Annotated in this window: 10 protein-coding genes; 7 read left to right on the top strand and 3 right to left on the bottom strand. The window is 72.5% G+C overall.

Annotated features, from left to right (window positions below):
- Nucleotides 1-172: 172 nt before the first annotated feature.
- Complete coding sequence (locus ACZ42X_RS02800) at nucleotides 173-1,468, bottom strand: ABC transporter substrate-binding protein (protein WP_468283548.1); 1,296 nt, start codon at nucleotides 1,466-1,468, stop codon at nucleotides 173-175.
- 247 nt (nucleotides 1,469-1,715) lie between these two features.
- Between ACZ42X_RS02800 and ACZ42X_RS02795 the strand changes: the two genes are divergently transcribed.
- Complete coding sequence (locus tag ACZ42X_RS02795; protein ID WP_468283546.1) at nucleotides 1,716-4,487, top strand: glycosyl hydrolase; 2,772 nt, start codon at nucleotides 1,716-1,718, stop codon at nucleotides 4,485-4,487.
- Here ACZ42X_RS02795 and ACZ42X_RS02790 read toward each other — a convergent pair.
- Nucleotides 4,484-5,545 (bottom strand): LacI family DNA-binding transcriptional regulator, encoded by a 1,062-nt coding sequence (locus ACZ42X_RS02790; protein WP_468284110.1) that lies wholly within the window; start codon nucleotides 5,543-5,545, stop codon nucleotides 4,484-4,486. The two genes, ACZ42X_RS02795 and ACZ42X_RS02790, sit on opposite strands and share 4 nt — an antisense overlap.
- A gap of 174 nt (nucleotides 5,546-5,719) precedes the next feature.
- On the bottom strand, nucleotides 5,720-7,252 hold the full coding sequence (locus ACZ42X_RS02785; protein ID WP_468283544.1) for a M1 family metallopeptidase: 1,533 nt from the start codon (nucleotides 7,250-7,252) through the stop codon (nucleotides 5,720-5,722).
- A gap of 202 nt (nucleotides 7,253-7,454) precedes the next feature.
- Between ACZ42X_RS02785 and ACZ42X_RS02780 the strand changes: the two genes are divergently transcribed.
- The 6 genes from ACZ42X_RS02780 to ACZ42X_RS02755 all read left to right on the top strand — a co-directional run bounded on the left by ACZ42X_RS02780 (nucleotide 7,455) and on the right by ACZ42X_RS02755 (nucleotide 16,008).
- On the top strand, nucleotides 7,455-9,488 hold the full coding sequence (locus ACZ42X_RS02780; protein ID WP_468283542.1) for a Xaa-Pro dipeptidyl-peptidase: 2,034 nt from the start codon (nucleotides 7,455-7,457) through the stop codon (nucleotides 9,486-9,488).
- On the top strand, nucleotides 9,485-10,783 hold the full coding sequence (locus ACZ42X_RS02775) for a M14 family metallopeptidase (RefSeq protein WP_468283540.1): 1,299 nt from the start codon (nucleotides 9,485-9,487) through the stop codon (nucleotides 10,781-10,783). Before ACZ42X_RS02780 ends, ACZ42X_RS02775 begins: the two co-directional genes overlap by 4 nt.
- A 69-nt stretch (nucleotides 10,784-10,852) precedes the next feature.
- On the top strand, nucleotides 10,853-12,640 hold the full coding sequence (locus tag ACZ42X_RS02770; RefSeq protein ID WP_468283538.1) for a BCCT family transporter: 1,788 nt from the start codon (nucleotides 10,853-10,855) through the stop codon (nucleotides 12,638-12,640).
- 81 nt (nucleotides 12,641-12,721) lie between these two features.
- Nucleotides 12,722-13,015, top strand: a complete 294-nt coding sequence (locus ACZ42X_RS02765) for a hypothetical protein (protein ID WP_468283536.1) — start codon at nucleotides 12,722-12,724, stop codon at nucleotides 13,013-13,015.
- Between the two features lie 222 nt (nucleotides 13,016-13,237).
- Nucleotides 13,238-14,371: an oxidoreductase gene (locus ACZ42X_RS02760; RefSeq protein WP_468283534.1), complete on the top strand. Its 1,134-nt coding sequence runs from the start codon at nucleotides 13,238-13,240 to the stop codon at nucleotides 14,369-14,371.
- Nucleotides 14,368-16,008 carry an ABC-F family ATP-binding cassette domain-containing protein gene (locus tag ACZ42X_RS02755; RefSeq protein WP_468283532.1) on the top strand — a complete coding sequence of 547 codons (1,641 nt, stop codon included), beginning with the start codon at nucleotides 14,368-14,370 and terminating at the stop codon, nucleotides 16,006-16,008. Before ACZ42X_RS02760 ends, ACZ42X_RS02755 begins: the two co-directional genes overlap by 4 nt.
- Nucleotides 16,009-16,015: the final 7 nt, after the last annotated feature.

Genomic DNA, 16,015 nt, shown 5'->3' with positions numbered 1-16,015 from the left:
GCGGGGCCGGGGGTTCGGGTGGGGGGTGTTAGGCCTTTTTTCCACCGCGCTTCGCGCGAGTTCAGTCGTTTGACGTCCGACCACCCCCCACACTCCACCCCCGTCCCCCTCACGTGCGTGGGACCGATCCACCGCCGGTACGTGCATCTCCCGGTGGGCGTCGTTGCCTCCCTCAACCCGTCGCGTTCGCGACGCCCTTCCTCGCGGTGGACCAGGCCTCGTCGGGTGCCGTGCCCTTCCGCTCGACCTCGCTCAGCGCGTTCGTGATCTGGTCCGCGACGTTCTTGTCGTGCACCCCCAGCACCTGCACTGGCGCCGCCTTCGCCGCCTCGCCGAAGATCCGGCCGATGGGCGCGCCCGAGAAGTACGGGTCCGTGGCGTCCGCGATCTTCGCGATGGCGCCCGTCGAGGACGGGAAGTTGCCCTGGGCGCGGAAGAGCTTGGCCTGCTGCTCCGGCGCGGTGAGCCACCGGATCAGCTCGTACGCCTCCTTCTTGTGCTTCGCCGCGCGCGGCACGGACAGGTACGAGCCGCCCCAGTTCCCCGCGCCGCCCGGCAGCTTGGCGATGTCCCACTTGCCGCGTCCGGCGTCGCCGGCCTGGCCCTTGATGTAGCCGAGCATCCACGCGGGGCACGGGATCGTGGCGAAGGACCCGGCCGCGAAGGCCTGGTTCCACTGCGGCGACCACTGGTCGAGCTTGGCGCTCAGGCCCGCCTCGGCCGCCTCGGCCGCGGTGTCCCACGCGGCCTTGACGGCGGGGTTCCTGTCGTAGACGAGCTCGCCGGAGGCGTTGTAGTACCGCTCCTCCTCCTGCCCGATCATGATGGTGAAGAGGCTGCCCACGCTGTCGAGCCACGCGCTCTTGCCGGGGGCCTTCGCCTTGTACTGCTTGCCCAGCTCCAGGTACCCGTCCCAGGTGGACCACCGCGCGGCCAGTTCGGTGCGGTCCGTGGGCAGGCCGGCCTGCTGGAAGAGGTCCGTGCGGTAGCACATCGCCTCGGGCCCCACGTCGGTGCCGAGCCCGAGCACGCGGCCGTCCTTGGTGGTCGCCGCCGACCACTTCGCCTCGGCGAACTGCCCCTTGAGCTTGTCCGCCCCGTACGTCGTCAGGTCCTCGAACTTGTCGGCCTGCTGCTGGGTGACGGAGGCGATGCGCCCGACCTCGATGCCCTGGACGTCGGCGAGGCCGCCGCCGCCCGCGAGCCGGGTCTGGAGGGACTTCCAGTAGTCCTGCTCGTCCTCGGTGTCGGTCTGCTTGATCGTGATGCCGGGGTGCAGCTTCTCGTACTCGGCGTAGAGCCCGGCCTCCTTGTAGCCGAAGGAGCCGAAGAGGTCGACGGTCAGCGTGACCCGGCCGTCGGACGCCTCGTCCGAGGCGCCGGCTCCGCAACCGGCGAGCAGGGCCCCGGTGAGCGCGACCGCGCCGAGACGGACGGCGGCCCTTCTGGCGGCTCGGGCGATGGGCATGGGAAGCCTCCCTTGGCTTCGGGGGAGCGGGACGGCGCGGGAGAGCTGAGAGCGCTCTCAAACAGCTGCGTCGGAGCGTCCCCCGCGCGCCCCCGTGCCGTCAAGACTCGAACACGTAACAGCGGCGCGGTCCCGTCAACTACCTCCTATCTCCCGTGTATTGACAGTCCCTTTCAGGAGTTTTACGTTCCTGGCCATATGAGAGCGCTCTCAACGCTCGATCCCCCACCCCCTCGAGGTGCTGTCCATGCCATCCCCGCGCACCCGATCAGCCGCAGTCCTCGTGGCCACCGCCCTGGCCACCCTCGGCCTCGCCGGTCCCACGGCCGCCCCGGCCGCCGCCGCCACCGTCCCTGTCGGCGCGGGCGGTTACTCCGACACCCGCCCCGCCGGCACCTCCGGTCCCACCACCCACACCGGCACCCCGGTCACCCCCAAGGTCACACCCGCCGCCCAGGGCAAGCCCGTCCCCACCAACGACTGGTGGTCCTCGCTCGCCTTCCAGCGCTACGGCGACAATCCCTGGTCCACCCCGATGTACGGCCACCCCCTCACCTACCAGGCCACCGCCGCCGGCCTGGACATCGGCTACCCCACGGCCCCCGCCATCGTCGGCGACGGCCGCCAGTACGAGTACGCCCACAAGCGCGACCTCACCCTCGGCCTGACGGGGCTCAACTCGCCCGACACCAAGGCCGACGCGTGGTCCGACTGGACCGTCACCCCCTACTGGTCCGACGGCGCCCGCACGCTGCGTACGACCATCGGCCACGGCCTGCCCTTCGTCTACGCCAAGGGCACCGGCGGCAGCGCCCGCGTCACCACCGCCACCGCCCCCACCGTCTTCGCCGACCAGGGCAACGTCCTCGGCATCACCGTCGCCGGCCACCACTACGCCCTCTTCGCCCCCACCGGCACCGACTGGACCGTCTCGGGCTCCACGCTCACGGCGGCCCTCGGCGGCAAGGACTACTTCTCGCTCGCCGTCCTGCCCTCCACCGACGCGCTCGCCACCTACCGGAAGTACGCCTTCAGCTTCGTGACCGGCTCCCAGGTCGCCTGGAGCCACGGCGCGGGCACGGTCAGAGCCACGTACAGCCTCACCACCCAGCCGCAGGAGGGCACCGAGACCGGCACCCTGCAGGCCCTCTACCGCCACCAGTGGCTCAACACCACGGACGCGCTGACCCCGTACACGTACGTCTCACCGCGCGGCACCATGAAGGTCCGCGAGGCGACGTCCTTCACCACCAGCCAGCGGGCCGCCGCCGTGCTGCCCGGCCTGCCGAAGTCGTCCGGCGTCGACGCGGCCCGGCTGCGCGGCTACCTGAACGAGGTCGTGAACGCCCCCGACCCGCTGCAGGGCGCCACCGACACGTACTGGACCGGCAAGGCCCTCGGCCGCCTCGCCCAGCTCGTGCCGCTCGCCGAGCAGACCGGCGACACCGCCGTGCGCGACAAGCTGCTGAGCCTCATGAAGGGCCGCCTCCAGGACTGGTTCACCGTGGGCGGCGGCAACGAGTTCTCGTACGACAGGACCTGGAAGACGCTGACCGGCTACCCCGCCTCGTACGGCAGCGACACCGAGCTCAACGACCACCACTTCCACTACTCGTACTACGTCTACGCGGCGGCGGTCGTCGCTCAGTACGACCCCGACTGGGCCGCCGACTCCGCCTGGGGCGGCATGGTCAAGACGCTCGTGCGCGACGCCGCGAACCCCAGCCGCACCGACACCGCCTTCCCCTTCCTGCGCGGCTTCGACGTGTACGCCGGGCACAGCTGGGCCTCCGGGCACCAGGGCTTCGCCGCCGGCAACAACCAGGAGTCCTCGTCGGAGTCCACCAACCTCAGCGCCGGCCTGGTGCTGTGGGGCGCGGCCACCGGGGACACCGCCCTGCGCGACCTGGGCGTGTACCTGCTGACGACGGAGTCCGAGGCGATCACGCAGTACTGGTTCGACGCCGACCAGCAGGTCTTCCCCGCCTCCTTCGCCCACGACACGGCCGGCATGGTGTGGGGCAGCGGCGCCGCCTACGCGACCTGGTGGACCGCCAACCCCGAGGAGATCCACGGCATCAACGTCCTGCCCGTGACCGGCGGCTCCCTGCACCTCGGCGGCGAGAAGGCCGCGATCCGGCGCAACCTCGCCGAGATGGAACGCGAGAACGGCGGCCCGGCCGTCGAATGGCGCGACATCCTCTGGGAGTTCCAGGCCCTCGCCGACCCCACCGCCGCCAAGGCGAAGTGGGACGCCGGCCACGCCGCGTACACCCCGGAAGCGGGGGAGTCCAAGGCCCACACGTACCACTGGATCGCCACGCTGGACGCGCTCGGCGCCCCGGACACCACCGTCACCGGTGACATCCCGACGTCGGCGGTCTTCACCAAGGGCACCGTACGGACCTACGCGGCGCACAACCACGGCTCCACCGCCCGCACCGTGACGTTCTCCGACGGCGCGAAGCTCACCGTCCCGGCCCGGTCGACGGCCACCGGCACCGGAACCGGAGGCACCGATCCCGGGCCCGGCCCCTCCACGGGCGACACCTTCCAGCTGCGCACCGGCGGCACCCTGACGACCGCCACGAACGGCACGGCCGGCAGCGACACCATCGCCTCGGCGGGCGGCGCCAACCACGACGGCGCTCCGTACCAGCCGCTGGTGTACGAGGCGAAGGGCGTCAACGGCACGCTGAAGCCCGGCGGCGCCACCGCCTTCCGCCTCCAGGTGGACGCGGGCACCACGGTCGGCCTCGGCCAGCAGGCCCGGGTCAGCTACGACCTCACGGGCGACGGCACCTTCGACCGGACGGAGACGTACCACTACTTCGCCACCGACCCGGTGACCGGCTGGGAGGAGTACACCCAGGGGCGCGGCCTGAAGGCGGCGACCGGCACGCTGGGCGACCTCCGGGGTGGCACCGTCCGCCTGGAGGTGTGGCACGCCATCGGCAACGGCACCGCCAAGCTCCAGACCGGTACGGACCGGTCCGTGCTCGTCATCCCGTACGGCTAGGCCGACGCCCGGCGGACCAGTTCCGTCGGCATGATCACCGAGCCCGGGGCGCTGCTCGCCCCGGGCTCGGCCCCTTCCTGCCCGCTCAGCACGCGCATCAGCAGCCGGACCATGAGCCGGCCCATGCCCTCGATGTCCTGACGGACGGTCGTCAGGGGCGGATCGGCCGCCTCCGCGATGGACCTCATGTCGTCGAAGCCCACCAGCGCCACATCCTCGGGCACCCGCACCCCGCGCTCGCGCAGCACGCGCAGGGCTCCGCACGCCATCAGGTCGTTCGCGGCGAACACCGCGTCCAGGTCCGGCCGCCGCTCCAGCAGCTCCGTCATCGCCCGGGCCCCGCTCTCCTCCGTGAAGTCGCCCTGCGCGATGAGGCCCGGTCCGGCGTCGAGCAGGACGTCCCGGTACCCGTCGAGCCGGTCCGTCGCGGAGGTCTGGTCGCGCGGGCCGGCGATGTGGGCGACGCGTTCGCGGCCCAGGGCGAGCAGGTGCCGCACGGCCTCGCGGGCGCCGCCGCGGTTGTCCACGTCGACGTACGGCACGGCGAGGCCTCCGGTCGCGCCCGGCCAGCCCGGCCGGCCGCCGAAGACCGCCGGCACCTGGACACGCCGGATGATCGCGGGCAGCTCGTCGTCGTCGTGCACCGAGAAGGCGAGCGCTCCGTCGACGTGGCCGCCGCCGAGGTAGCGGCCGATCCGGTCGTAGTCGCCCGGGCCCTCCACCCACAGCAGCACCAGCTGTGCGTCGTGCGCGGTCAGCTCGCGGCTGATGCCGCGCACCTGCTGCTCGAAGAACGGGTCGGAGAAGACCCGGAACTCCGGCTCCGCGATGATCACCGCCACCGCGCCGTTGCGCCGGGTCACCAGGGTGCGGGCGGCGTGGTTGGGGATGTACCCCAGCTCCTCGACCGCCCGGCGCACCTTCTCCATCAGCGGCCCGCGCACCCCCGTTCCGCCGTTCACGACGCGCGAGACCGTCGCCCGGGAGACCCCGGCGCGGGCGGCGACGGCTTCCAGCGTGGGGCGGGACCCGGGGGCGGGATCGGGCGGTGTGGGCAGGGCGGACAAGCGAGCTCCTCGGCGGCGCGGCGGACCGTGTACGCGTGTACGCGGGGACGTCGTGCGCGTACAGGAGCAGGGTAACCGGTCCGCGCCCATCGTGAGAGCGCTCTCAGCGCAGCACCCGACGAGCCGCCGCCCCCACGCCGGGTGGAGGCGGCGGCTTCGGTCACCTCAGTGGTCGTGCCCGTGGTCGTCGTGCTCGTGGACCGTGTTCGTCGCGGCGATCTTCTTCCACGACTTCGGCTGCGCGGGCGCCGCCGACGGGGCCGTCGCCGCCCGCGAACGCGAGGCGATCCCCGACTCGGCCGCCGTCGGGGCCGCCGGCTTCGACGGCTGGTACAGCCAGGTGTCGAAGAGCCCGGAGAGCGGCTTGCCCGAGATGCGTTCGGCGTACGCGACGAAGTCGCCCACCTTGGCGTTGCCGTACGCCCGCTCGGTCGGCCAGCCCTTGAGGATGGCGAAGAAGTCCTCGTCGCCTATCTCGTTGCGCAGCGCCTGGAGCGCGAGCGCGCCCCGGTCGTACACGGCGATGTCGAACTGCTTGTCCGGACCCGGGTCACCCGGCTTCACCGTCCAGAACGGGTCGTCGGCCGCGCGCGTGGCGTACACGTAGTCCGCCAGCTCCTGCGCCGTGCCCTCGCCCTCCTTCTCCGACCAGAGCCACTGGCTGTAGCGGGCGAAGCCCTCGTTGACCCAGATGTCCTTCCAGCCGTCCACCGACACGCTGTCGCCGTACCACTGGTGCGCCAGCTCGTGCACGACCACCGAGACGTTCGCGCCGTTCGCGAACTGCCGGGGGCTGTAGAACGGCCGGGTCTGCGTCTCCAGCGCGTACCCGCTCGTCACGTTCGGCACGTACCCGCCGAGCGCGTTGAAGGGGTACGGTCCGAAGACCTCCTCCAGCCACTCGGCGACCTCCTTCGTGCGCTCGATGCTGGCGCGCGCCGCGCCCGCGTTGTCGCCGAGGTCCTTGCTGTACGCGTTGAGGACGGGCAGGCCCTTGTCCGTCTTGTCCGTCGTGATGTCGAACTTGCCGACGGCGAGCGTGGCGAGGTAGGTGGCCTGCGGCTTGTTGGAGCGCCAGTTGAAGCGCGTCCAGCCGAGCCGGGACGACTGCGACTGCAGGACGCCGTTGGAGATGGCCTGCGTACCGTCCGGGACGGAGACCGAGATGTCGTACGTCGCCTTGTCCAGCGGGTGGTCGTTGGAGGGGAACCACCACACGGCCGAATCCGGTTCCTGCGCGGCGACACCGCCGTCCGGCGTACGGTGCCAGGCCGTCCAGCCGCCGATCTTCAGCTCGGACGGCTTGCCCGCGTACCGCACGACGACCGAGATCGCCCGGCCCTTCTCCAGCGGCGTGGCCGGGGTGATCTCCAGCTCGTGGTCGCCGGTCGCGGCGAACTTCGCCCGGGTGCCGTTCACCCGCACCTCGCTGGCCTTGAGCCCCAGGTCCAGGTTGAAGCGGGACAGGTTCTGCTTGGTGGTGGCGAGGATCGTCGCCGTACCCTCCAGCAGGTCGGTCTTCGGCTGGTACTTCAGGCGCAGGTCGTAGTGCGACACGTCGTACCCGCCGTTGCCGCTGGCCGGGTAGTACGGGTCGCCGATACCGGCGGCTCCGGGTGCGTAGTCGGCGGCCGATGCCGGGATCGCCAGCATCAGCGAGACCACGAGTGCGCTCGGGACGATCAGTCTGCGGTGCACGTCAGGCTCTCCAAGTCGTAGGACCATAAGATCTTCTGAAGGTTATTCAGCCCTCCGCGACGCAGTCATGTCCATGGCCCCATCCGTCACACGATCGCCATTCAGCCGACATGAACACGCCCGCCCATGCCGTCCCACATGCCCCATTGGTGACGGTCCGGCACTCTTTTATGCGGCAGTTGACCCGTGTACGTTCCCGGCCATGCCCCTACATCTGCGCGGCACCCGCCCGGCGAGGAGATCCCTGGCCGTGGCGGCCTCGGCCGTACTGCTGACCGTCGTCCTGACCCCGATGGCGAGCGCGCGGAGCGACGCCGGCGCCGCGTCGCCACCCCGTGCGCCCCATGCGCCCCGTGAGTCCGCCCCCGTCTACTCGTACGACGATGCCGTCCGCGAGTCCGTCTGGGTCGACACCGGCCTCGACGGCGACCGCGACGGCAGGACCGACCGGGTCGCCGCCGACATCATCCGGCCGCGCGAGGCCGAGGCGCAGGGCCGCAAGGTCCCCGTGATCATGGACGCCAGCCCGTACTACTCCTGCTGCGGGCGCGGCAACGAGAGCCAGAAGAAGACGTACGACGCCGACGGCCGGCCCGTCCAGTTCCCGCTGTTCTACGACAACTACTTCGTGCCGCGCGGCTACGCCTTCGTCGCCGTCGACCTCGCCGGCACCAACCGCTCCGACGGCTGCGACGACGTCGGCGGCCCCTCCGACATCCAGTCCGCCAAGGCCGTCGTCGACTGGCTGAACGGCCGCGCCCCCGCCTACACCAGCCGCACCGGCTCCGAGCGGGCCCGCGCCACCGGCTGGACCACCGGCGACACCGGCATGATCGGCAAGAGCTGGGACGGCACCATAGCCAACGGCGTCGCCGCCACCGGCGTCGAGGGCCTGAAGACCATCGTGCCGATCGGCGCCATCTCCTCCTGGTACGACTACTACTTCGCCAAGGGCGCCCCCCTCTACGACTCCGGCCCGGAGTGGCTCTCGCACTACGTCAACAGCCCCGACGCCCGCGCCCGCTGTGGCCACGTCCAGCAGCGGCTCACCGACGGCGCGCCGCGCAGCGGCGACTGGACCCCCCTGTGGGACGAGCGCGACTACGTCCCCGACGCGGGCAAGGTGAAGGCCAGCGTCTTCGTCGTCCACGGGCAGCAGGACCTCAACGTCCGCGCCAAGCACTTCGGCCAGTGGTGGGACGCCCTCGCCGCGCACGGCGTCGAGCGCAAGATCTGGCTCTCCCAGACCGGGCACGTCGACCCCTTCGACTTCCGCCGCGCCGAGTGGGTGCGTACGCTCCACCGCTGGTTCGACCACCACCTCCTCGGTTACGACAACGGCATCGACCGCGAGCCGATGGCCGACATCGAGCGCGCCCCCGACAGGTGGTCCACCGACCGCGTCTGGCCGCCGCGCGCCACCGCCCCCACCACCCTGCGGCCCGGCACGGGCACGGCACCCGGCGTCGGCACCCTCTCCCTCGCCCCGGCGCGGCCGGGCACGACGGAGACGTTCACCGACGACCCGAGCCTGAGCGAGATCGACTGGGCGTCCCACATCGACACCTCCACCCCCGGCAAGGCGGGCTTCACCTCCCGGCCACTCGCCAAGGACCTGCGCCTGTCCGGCTCCGCCACGGTCACGGTCACCGCCACCCCGAACACCACCGCCGCCCACCTGACCGCCGTGCTCGTCGACCTCGGCCCCGACACCATCCGCGACTACGCGGCCCGCGGCGAAGGCATCACCACGCTGACGGAGCGCAGCTGCTGGGGCGCGAGCACGAGCGGCGACAGCGCCTGCTTCAAGGAGACCGAGGCCAAGACCGCCGACGTCGACTTCACCGTCTTCAGCCGCGGCTGGGCCGACCTCGGCAACTGGGCCGACGACCGGCGGGGCCGCCCGCTGACCCCCGGCAAGGCCCACACCATCACCCTCGACCTCGCCGCCGCCGACCACGTCGTCCCGGCCGGACACCGCCTCGCGCTCATCATCGGCGGCACCGACGCGGGCCTCATCGATCCTCCCGCGAGCACCACCACCCCCACCCTCACCCTCGACCTGGCCCGCACCCGGGCGAAACTTCCGGTCGTCGGCGGGGCGGGAGCGTATCTGCGCGCCACCTCCGGCACGATGCCCCACACGCCGCGCAAGGCGCCGCTCGACGGCGTCGCCGAGCCGCGCGCCACGACCCCGATCCCGTTCCCGTCGGCCGGTGGAGGCGGCCTCCGATGAGACCTCGCATACGCACCGCCCTCCTCTCCGTCACCGCCACCGCCCTCGCCCTCCCGCTCCTCACCGCCCCCGCGTCCCGGGCCTCGTCCGCCGCGGCGCCGCCGCGCACCGGCTTCGAGACGAGCGCGGGCGCACGCTGGACCACCCAGCCCGAGGAGCAGCGCTTCCTCGCGGCCGTCGACCGGGCGAGCGACCGCGTGGCGATGTCCACCATCGGTACGACGAAGCAGGGCAGGCCCCTCCAGCTCGTCACCATCGGCACCGGGCGCCACACCGGCACCACCGTGCTCCTCATCTGCAGCCAGCACGGTGACGAACCGTCCGGCCGCGAAGCCTGCCTCACCACCGTCCGCGACCTCGCGTACGCCCGGGACGCCGGCACCCGGCGCTTCCTGTCCCGTACGACCGTCCTCGTCGTGCCCACCGCCAACCCCGACGGCCGCGCCGCCCACACCCGCACCAACGCCGACGGCGTCGACGTCAACCGCGACCACATCGCCCTGAAGACCGCCGAGGGCCGCGCCCTCGCCGCCGTGCTGCGCGACCACCGCCCCGACGTCGTGTACGACCTGCACGAGTACGACGCCACGCCGCCGTACTACGACAAGGCGCTGCTGTCGCTCTGGCCGCGCAACCTCAACACCCACGCGCGCGTCCACGACGAGGCGCACGCGCTCTCCGAGTCGTACGTCCGCCCCGCCGCCGAGCGCGCCGGGTTCACGAGCGGCGTCTACGGCATCTGGACCGACCCCGCCACCGGTGAGCCCCTCAAGCAGGTCGCCGGCGACGGCCAGGAGCGCATCCTGCGCAACACGGCCGGCATCAAGCACTCCGTCGGCCTGCTCGTCGAGACGCGTGTCACCCCCCTCACGGACGAAGAGAAGCGGGACACCGCCGTCAACAACCGCCGCCGCGTCACCACCCAGCTCACCGCCCTCGACGGCCTCATGCGGTACGTCGACGAGCGGCGCGGCCGCATCGAGGCGGCCACGACGGCCGCCCGGCTCGCCGGCCTGGGCGACCGCGGCCCCGTCCACCTCGGCGGCGCCGACAACGACCCGGCCGAGCCGGCGGAGGTCATCCAGGACCCGCCCTGCGCCTACCGCCTGAGCCCCGCCCAGTACGCCGACGTCCGCGACGAGCTCGCCCTACACGGCGTACGCGCCACCCCGCCGGGCGGCGACGGCTCCGTACACGTACCGCTGCGGCAGTCCGCACGCGCCCTGGTGCCGCTGCTCCTCGACGCACGGGCCGCGTACCACCTCATGGCGGGGGAGCCGGTGAACGCCTGTTGATCCCGGTCTGTGCCGTTTTCATGTGGTAGGGGGTACCGAGGAGCGAAATCACTGCTGGATTCGTGAAAGGTGCCGCCTGTGTCGCAGGACGAACGCAAACCGGGGCAACGGCTGCGGTTGCCGGTGAAGGCGGCCCTCCCGGGCCGCCACCCGCACGAGGAGAAGCCGCCCGTGACCGACGCGGTGGTGTTCGGCGTGGCGGCCGTCCTCACCCTCGCCTTCGTCATCTGGGGCTCCACGGCCACCGAGTCCCTGGAGAGCCTCTCCGACACGATGCTCGGCGGGCTGATGCACAACGGCGGCTGGGCGTTCGTCCTGGCCGCCTCGGGGTTCGTCGTCTTCGCCCTCTGGCTCGCCGTCAGCCGCTACGGTCGCATCGAGCTGGGGCAGGAGCACGAGGAGCCCGAGTTCAAGACCATCTCGTGGGTCGCCATGATGTTCAGCGCGGGCATGGGCATCGGACTGATGTTCTACGGCGTGAGCGAGCCGCTCGCGCACTACACCACGCCGCCGCCGGGAACCGACCCGGCGGACTCGGCGGACGCCATGCAGACGGCGCTCGCGACCACGCTGTTCCACTGGACCCTGCACCCCTGGGCCATCTACGCGGTGGTGGGCCTGGCCATCGCGTACAGCACCTTCCGGCGCCGCAGACGGCAGAACATCAGCGCCGTCTTCACCCCGCTGATCGGCAAGAGGCGGGCCGAGGGAGCGCCCGGCCGGGTGATCGACATCCTCGCCATCTTCGCCACGCTCTTCGGCTCCGCCACCTCGCTGGGCCTGGGCGCGCTCCAGATCGGCAGCGGCATGCGCGAGGTGGGCTGGCTGGGCGAGGCCGGGACCGGGCTGCTGGTCTCCATCATCGCCGTGCTGACGGTGTGCTTCGTCCTCTCGGCGGTCTCCGGAGTGGAGCGCGGCATCCAGTGGCTGTCGAACACGAACATGGTGCTGGCCGTCGTACTCGCCCTCTTCGTCTTCGTCGCCGGCCCCACCATCCTGGTCCTCGACCTGATCCCCACCTCGCTCGCCTCCTACCTCGGCGAGCTGCCGCAGCTCGCCGGACGCACGGAGGCGGCGACCGGCGGCGGTGACGTGGCCGACTGGCTCAGCAGCTGGACGGTCTTCTACTGGGCGTGGTGGATCTCCTGGACGCCGTTCGTCGGCATGTTCATCGCCCGCATCAGCCGGGGCCGGACCATCCGCCAGTTCGTCGGCGGCGTGATCCTGGTGCCCAGCACGGTGAGCCTGATCTGGTTCGCCGTCTTCGGCGGCACCGCCATGCGCCTGGAGGAGCGGGGCCGGCTCGCGGCCGACGCGACGCAGGAGGCGCAGCTGTTCGGCGTGCTCCAGGAGTTCCCGATCGCCGGGGTGATGAGCCTGGTGGTCATGATCCTGGTCGGCATCTTCTTCATCTCCGGCGCCGACGCGGCCTCGATCGTGATGGGCACCCTCTCCCAGAAGGGCACCTTCGAACCGGCCCGGTTCGTCGTCGTCTTCTGGGGCATCGTGACCGGGGCCGTCGCGGCCGTGATGCTGCTCGTCGGCGAGGGCAAGGGCGACGCGCTCGCCGGCCTCCAGCACCTGACGATCCTCGTCGCGGCGCCGTTCGTGCTGGTGATGGTCGGCATGTGCTGGGCCCTCATGCGGGACCTCCGGCAGGACCCGCTGATCGTCCGCGGCGAACTCGCCGAGGAGGCCGTGGAGGAGGCGGTGATCGCGGGCCACGAGAAGTACGCGGGCGAGTTCGAGATCCGCATCGGGCCGGCCGAGCCGGACGCCGGGCGTCGGCCCGAGCCCGGGCCGAAGGGTGGCGAGGAGCCGGGGGAGGGGCGTGACCGGCCGTCCGGGGAGAGGTGATCGTTGCGCTATGGTTACCAGTCGGTAATGATCAACCCCACGAACGGGCCCGCACAGCCCGGAAGTTGAGGCTCCTTTTCTATGCGTGTACGTATTTCCGCGCTGGCCGTCTCCGCCCTGGTGGCGGGCGGGCTCCTGATCGGCGGCGCCCACGTGGACCGGCCCTCGGTCGACCTGGTCGCCAAGACGGGCACCTGCCACATCGCCCAGATGGAGAACCAGATCGCCGACCTGCGGCAGAAGGCGCAGCGCCTGGAGCGCGACGGCCGCAAGACGGAGGCCGCCAAGGCCCGCGCGCTGGCCACGGCGATCGAGCGCAAGCTGAAGGCCTGCGTCGACGGAGACAACAGCGCGAGCAAGCCGTTCCCGCGCTGATGCCCGTCGCCCCCGTGTCCGTCCCGGACTGAACCGCGGGTCACCGGCCTTAGGGCCGGTGACCCGCGCGACTCCGAGACCACCGACCGGCATCGGACCTCCCCACGAGGGCGGCCGACCGGTCGGGAACCCCGAAAGGGCCGCCACCCGCGGCCCTTTCGGCATGTCCGGGCCCCGCGGCCAGGACGGTGCCCCAGCCCCGGTCACGGGCATACTCCCGGCATGTCTGCCGAGCAGGAGCACGACCGCGAGCCTCACGGTCAGCGCGACCCCGCCGCCGGCCGCGCCTACGCGTCCTTCGCGCTGACCCCGGCCGTCCGGGCCGGGGCGGTCCTGGCGGACGGCTCCTACCAACTGCACCGCGAGTACATGGACTTCGTCATCGACGGCAGCCCCCTGCTCCACCGGCTCGCCGACCTCGACGCCGTGTCGCCGCTCGCCTCCGACGTACCGCCCGCCATCCTCACCGACCATGTGCGCCGGCTGCTGCTCGACGCCGAGCCGCCGTTACCGGACGGGCGGTACGTCGTCTACGGCTGCCCCGAGTGCGAGGCGCTCGCGTGCGGCGCCGTCACCGCCGTCATCGAGCGGGACGACGGCGGCACCGGCGGTGGTGACGGCGGCGGTGGAGAGAGCTGCGGCGACATCGTCTGGCGCGACTTCGCCTGGCAGACCGGCGAGACCGTCGACCCGGCCTTCGACGTCTACCACGGCATCGGCCCCTTCCGCTTCCGCGCCGACGAGTACCGCAGCGCGCTGGAGCGGCTCCTGCCCGGAGCCCCCGCCCGCCGCCGCGTCCTGCTGATCGGCGCCCGCGTCGCGGTCCTCGCCCGGCTCGCCGCCGCCCTGCGCACCCTCGGCATCGGCGCCGACATCGCCGAGGACGCCGTCGCCGTGCCGCCCCAGGAGCTGCGGGCGTACGGGGCGGTCGCCTTCGCCCCGGGCCTGGACCGCGCACGGCGCGCCGCCGTCGAGGAGGCCTTCACCGCGGCGGGGGTCGAGGAGGTCGCGTACGTCGAGGGCCTCGCGCCCGTCGTGCCCCTGCTCGTGGCGCAGATCGAGCACGCCCTGGACCCCGCCCCCGCCGGGCGGCGGCGGCTGACCCGCCTGCACGCGGCCGACGGCGAGGTGGTCGTCGAGCTCGCCTCCCGCTGCCGCGTGCAGCTCACCGCGTACCGCCTGGACCGCCTCCGCCGCACCCGCACCCACCACCTCTTCGACGGCGTACTGGAGCCGGGCGCGCACCGCCTCCCGCTGGACGCCCGCGTCGCGGGCGGCCGGGCGTACCTGGTGGCCCGGGCCATGGGCAGCGTGCTCGTCGCACCCGTGGCACCCCCTAGGATCGATCCGCTATGACTGCCACTCTCGTCGCCAAGGACCTCGCCGCCGGCCACGGCGAACGCTCCCTCTTCTCCGCCCTCGACCTCGTCGTCGCACCCGGGGACGTCATCGGCCTCGTCGGCGTCAACGGCGCGGGCAAGTCGACCCTGCTCCGGCTCCTCGCCGGACTCGACGCCCCAGAGCACGGGGAGCTGCGCCTGTCGCCGCCGACCGCCACCGTGGGGCACCTCCCGCAGGAGCCCGAGCGCCGCGAGGGTGAGACCGTACGCGGCTTCCTCGCCCGCCGCACCGGCGTGGCCGCGGCCCAGGAGGCGATGGACGCGGCCACCCAGGCGCTCGTCGACGGCGCGCCCGGCGCCGACGACGCCTACGCCACCGCCCTGGAGCGCTGGCTGGACCTCGGCGGCGCCGACCTCGACGAGCGCGCCGAGGAGGTCGCCGACTCCCTCGGCCTCACCGTCGGCCTCGACCTGCCGATGACCGCGCTCTCCGGCGGCCAGGCCGCCCGCGCCGGACTCGCCTCCCTGCTCCTCTCCCGCTACGACGTCTTCCTGCTCGACGAGCCGACCAACGACCTCGACCTCGACGGCCTGGAGCGGCTGGAGCGCTTCGTCACCGGCCTGCGTGCCGGGACGGTCGTCATCAGCCACGACCGCGAGTTCCTCGCCCGCACCGCCACCAAGGTCCTGGAGCTCGACCTCGCCCAGCAGCAGATCCGGCTGTACGGCGGCGGCTACGACGCCTACCTGGAGGAACGGGAGACCGCCCGCCGCCACGCCCGCGAGGACTTCGAGGAGTACGCCGACAAGAAGGCCGCCCTCGAAGGCCGCGCCCAGATGCAGCGCTCCTGGATGGACAAGGGCGTCAAGAACGCCCGCCGCAAGGCCGGCAACGACAACGACAAGCTCGGCCGCAAGTTCCGCAGCGAGGCGAGCGAGAAGCAGGCCGCCAAGGCCCGCCAGACCCAGCGCATGATCGAGCGCCTGGACGTGGTCGAGGAGCCCCGCAAGGAGTGGGAGCTGCGGATGGAGATTGCCGCCGCTCCGCGCTCCGGCGCCGTCGTGGCGACCCTCCGGGACGCGGAGGTCCGGCGGGGCGAGTTCCGCTTCGGCCCGGCCAGCCTCCAGATCGACTGGGCCGACCGGGTGGCCATCACCGGAGCCAACGGCGCGGGCAAGTCCACCCTGCTCGCCGCCCTCCTGGGCCGGCTCCCGCTGGACGCGGGCCACGCCGCCCTCGGCGCAGGGGTCGTGGTCGGCGAGGTCGACCAGGCCCGTCGCCTCTTCCACGGCACCGAGTCGCTGCTGGACGCGTTCTGCGCGGCCGTACCGGACACCGAGCCCGCCGAGGTACGCACGCTGCTGGCGAAGTTCGGCCTCAAGTCCCACCACGTGCTGCGCCCGGCGACCTCTCTCTCCCCGGGCGAACGGACCCGCGCCGCGCTCGCGCTGCTCCAGGGGCGGGGCGTGAACCTGCTCGTGCTGGACGAGCCGACCAACCACCTCGACCTGCCGGCGATCGAGCAGCTGGAGTCCGCGCTCGACTCCTACGCGGGCACGCTGCTGCTGGTCACCCACGACCGCCGCATGCTGGACGCGGTGCGTACGACCCGCCGCGTCGAGGTGGCGGACGGCAAGGTCACCGAGGTCTGACCCCGTG

Source organism: Streptomyces sp. NPDC030862 (genome assembly GCF_055571835.1).
This window is presented reverse-complemented; position numbering and strand designations above follow the sequence as displayed.